Genomic DNA, 4,102 nt, shown 5'->3' with positions numbered 1-4,102 from the left:
CAGGCCCGCCGGTGACAGGCGCAGGGGTAGCAGATTCGGCGGTGACCGGTTCGGCGGCGGCCGCAGGCTCGTCAGCGGCAGGCGACGCTGCGGGGGCGGGCGCAGAAACGGCCGTCCCGGCGATGGCCGGCGCAGCAGAGCCGTCGACAGCCTCCGGCATGGCCGGCGCCGGTTCGCCCGGGCTGGCCACAACCGGCATTTCCGGGCGCGGGGCCGGCAGGGCGCCCACGCGCGGCACCTGCGGGGCCGGCGCTGCGGCCGCGGCCCGCGGCTTCTGGGCGGCCGGCGCAACGGCGGCCGGAACCTGCGGGCGGATCAGCAGCGGGGCCCCGCCCGGGGCCTGCTCCGGCTCCTGCGGGGTTGCCGCAGGCTCCGGCTGCTTCTTGCCCGGCAGCGGCAACACCGACTGCACTTTCTTCCAGGCCGAATCGAGCGGATCGAGCATACCCGCGCCCGCCGGCAGGGGCTGGCCGAGCATCGGCACGGCCGCCAGCACGGCCATCAGCAATGGCCGCTTCAGGCCGCGCAGGGTGCGCGACATCCGCCGGACGGCGCGGGTCGGACCGGTTTCGGGGATGCCGCGATCCGGACCGGACACGGCGTGCCCGGTCTCTTCACCGCAACCCGTCAGCAGATGCGAATGCCTCATCGATCAACCTGTTGGCCTCGGCCACCGCGGCCCGCGGACCGCCGGGATAAGACCACACCGCCTGTCGGACGGCCACGAAGTCTGCCCCGGTCAGCGCAATCTCGGTGACGCTGGCAAGTGCGGCGCCGGCAAGGGCGACGCAGGGAACTTCAAAGACGGCGGCCCACCATTCGGCGAGTGCCAGCGTCTTCGGATGGGCTTCGTCCTCCGGCACCAGATCGAGGCGGCCGAAGAACACGTAGTCGGCCCCCTGTTCGGCGGCCTGCATGGCATCGTGGCGCTCGCGGATGCCGCCGGCCCCGACGATGCGGTCGGGGTGGAAGCTCTCCAGCACCGTGGCGAAGTCTTCGTCGCCCACCGCCACGTGAATGCCGTCGGCGCGCGCCCGGCCTGCCGTGCGGCTGTCGCCGGCAATGACCGCCGCCGCGCCGGCAGCCTGCGCAACCCGCACCAGCGCCTCGGCACGGTGCTGGAACTGCGCCTCGTCCTCGTCGCCGGGCAGAATCAGCACCGCCGCCACGTCGCCGCCGGCCAGCGCCTCTTCCAGTCCGTTGCTGTCCGCACCGCCCGCTTCCGGGCCGGCGATCAGAAACAGCCGCGACCGAACGCTTTCAGCCGCTGCCGGGGTTTTCCCGGCAGCGGCTGAAGCATGACCTGAGGAATCGGGCGCGCCTGTGGCGCGCCCTTTCCTTTTCCTGTCCGACGCGCTCACGCCGCCTTTTCCAGTTCGGCCTTCCACTTACCGTTGCCGGCAAGCCAGTTCATCTTGGCGCGGTGCGTGAAGGCACGCTGGCCGGCCGCCCAGTTTTCGTCCTTGCCGCCCCACGCCTTGATGGCCGCCGCCTGCAGCGCGCGGCCGTAGGAGAAGGTGATCTTCCACGGCAGGTCGCCGCTCTCGTTGATCAGCGACAGGTGCTGGGTGGCGAGTTCGTCCGACTGTCCGCCGGAGAGGAACGCGATGCCGGGCACGGCCACCGGAACGGTCGCCTTGAACAGCTTCACGGTCAGCTCCGCCACCTGCTCGGGGCTCGCCTGCACCGGGCACTTCTGGCCGGGAACGACCATGTTCGGCTTCAGGATCGTGCCTTCCAGATCGACGCGGGCGATGAACAGCTCCTCATAGAGGAACTTCAGCGCCTTCTCGGTCACGGTGTAGCAGGTCTTGATGTCGTGGGTCGAGTTCGGGCCATCCATGATGACTTCCGGCTCGACGATCGGAACGATGCCGTTCTCCTGGCACAGCGCCGCATAGCGGGCCAGCGCCTGCACGTTGGCGCGCAGCGCGCCATAGCTGGGCAGGCCGCTGGCGGTGTCGATGTCGATCACCGCGCGCCACTTGGCAAAGCGGGCGCCGAGCTTGTGATACTCCTGCAGGCGCTCGCGCAGGCCGTCGAGGCCCTCGGTCACCTTCTCGCCCGGGAAGGCAGCCATCGCCTTGGCGCCGGCATCCACCTTGATGCCCGGAATCGAGCCCGCCTTCTTGATGATGTCCACCAGCGGGGTGCCGTCGCGGGCCGCCTGACGAATGGTCTCGTCATAGAGGATGACGCCGGAGATGTACTTGCTCATCGCCTCGTCGGCGGTGAACAGCATCTCGCGGTAATCGCGACGGGCTTCGAAGGTCGACACCAGATTGATGGTATCGAAGCGCTTCTTGATGGTGCTCGAGCTCTCGTCGGCCGCGAGAAGGCCCTTGCCATCGGCGACCATGGCGGCCGCAATATCAGCGAGGCGTTCAGTCATCGTTCCTGTCCCGTTCCTGCGTCGTCTTCAAGGTTCCCCCGTGGCCGCCCGCCGGCAGCCCCCAGGACACGTCAAACCGCTTTCACCGGCCGCGCGCGGCAGCCCGGCGCACCCGGCGCCGGGCCGGCTGCGCCTCAGGCCTTCAGAGCTTCCACGCCCGGCAGGGCCTTGCCTTCCATCCATTCCAGGAAGGCGCCGCCGGCGGTGGAAATGTAAGAGAACTGCGCCGCAACGCCGGCGTGGTTCAGCGCCGCAACGGTGTCGCCGCCGCCGGCAATCGAGGTCAGCCGGCCGGCCCGCGTCAGCTCCGCGGCCGCCAGCGCGGCCGAAACGGTGCCGCGGTCGAACGGCTCCAGCTCGAAGGCGCCGAGCGGCCCGTTCCACACCAGCGTGCGGGCTTCCTCCAGCGCGGCCACGACCGCGGTCAGCGACTTCGGACCGACATCGAGAATCATGCTCTCGGCCGGCACCGCATCGAGTTCCACGATCCGGTTCGGGGCGTTGGCGGCAAAGGCCTCGGCCACCACCGCATCCTCGGGCAGCACGATGCGGCAGCCGGCGGCATCGGCCGCCTTGAGGATGCGCAGCGCCGTTTCCGCCAGATCGTGCTCGCACAGCGACTTGCCGACGTTCACGCCCTTGGCGGCGAGGAAGGTGTTGGCCATGCCGCCGCCGATGACCAGCATGTCGACCTTGGCAACGAGGTTTTCCAGAAGGTCGATCTTGGAGGAGACCTTCGCGCCGCCGACGATGGCCGCGACCGGGCGCACCGGGGCGCCGAGCGCCTTGTCGAGGGCCTCCAGCTCGGCCTGCATGGACCGGCCGGCAAAGGCCGGCAGCACATGGGCGAGGCCTTCGGTGGAGGCGTGGGCGCGGTGGGCGGCCGAGAAGGCGTCGTTCACATAGAGGTCGCCGCTGGCGGCCAGCGCCTGCACGAAGGCCGGGTCGTTGCCTTCCTCGCCCTTGTAGAAGCGGGTGTTTTCCAGAATGAGCACGTCGCCCGGCGCCAGCGCGGCCACCGCCGCCGCGGCCACGTCGCCGATGCAGTCATCGGCAAAGGCCACCGGGCGGCCCAGAACCTTCGCCACCGCCGGCACCACGACCTTCAGCGACTGCGTTTCGTCGCGCTTGCCCTTGGGGCGGCCGAAATGGGCGAGCAGGATGACCTTGGCGCCCTTGCCGGCGAGTTCGGAAATGGTCGGGGCAACGGCCCGGATGCGGGTGTCGTCGGTGACCGCGCCGTCCTTGACCGGCACGTTCAGGTCAACCCGGACCAGAACGCGCTTGGCGGCGGCATCGATGTCGTCGAGTGTGCGGAACTTGGCCATCGCTTGCCTTTCAGGATGCCTCTTGCCGGAGCCGCCGGCGCGTGATCGCTGCCCGGTCCCGGCTCCCGCTCCCCCATCGGATGCAGGCCCGGCGGCGGACCCTGTCCGCCGCCGGGCCGGTCCGCGTCAGATCAGCTTCGCCAGCGCAACGGCGGTGTCGCTCATGCGGTTGGAGAAGCCCCACTCGTTGTCGTACCAGGACAGAACGCGCACCAGCGTGCCGTCCAGCACCTTCGTCTGATCGATGGCGAAGGTGGAGGAGTGCGGATCGTGGTTGAAGTCGATCGACACGTTCGGCACCAGGGTGTAGCCGAGCACGCCCTTCATCGGGCCGTCGGCCGCCGCCTTGATGGCCGCGTTGATCTCGTCCTTGGTGGTGGCG

Annotated in this window: 3 protein-coding genes and 2 pseudogenes; all 5 read right to left on the bottom strand. The window is 70.0% G+C overall.

Annotated features, from left to right (window positions below):
• A pseudogene (locus V7067_RS16160) lies at window positions 1–598 on the bottom strand (hypothetical protein); the annotation flags it as partial.
• Window positions 599–614: 16 nt separating this feature from the next.
• On the bottom strand, window positions 615–1,361 hold the full coding sequence (locus V7067_RS16155) for a thiamine phosphate synthase (protein WP_334176926.1): 747 nt from the start codon (window positions 1,359–1,361) through the stop codon (window positions 615–617).
• Window positions 1,358–2,392 (bottom strand): class I fructose-bisphosphate aldolase, encoded by a 1,035-nt coding sequence (locus V7067_RS16150; RefSeq protein ID WP_334176925.1) that lies wholly within the window; start codon window positions 2,390–2,392, stop codon window positions 1,358–1,360. Before V7067_RS16150 ends, V7067_RS16155 begins: the two co-directional genes overlap by 4 nt.
• A 134-nt stretch (window positions 2,393–2,526) precedes the next feature.
• A complete protein-coding gene (locus V7067_RS16145) occupies window positions 2,527–3,720 on the bottom strand; it encodes a phosphoglycerate kinase (protein ID WP_334176924.1) in 1,194 nt (397 codons plus the stop codon).
• Between the two features lie 126 nt (window positions 3,721–3,846).
• Window positions 3,847–4,102: pseudogene (locus tag V7067_RS16140) on the bottom strand (erythrose-4-phosphate dehydrogenase); the annotation flags it as partial.

Source organism: Pseudoxanthobacter sp. (assembly GCF_036822375.1).
Classification (GTDB): Bacteria; Pseudomonadota; Alphaproteobacteria; order Rhizobiales; family Segnochrobactraceae; genus Pseudoxanthobacter.
Note: the sequence above shows the minus strand (reverse complement) of the source record. Positions and strands in the feature narration are given on the sequence as shown.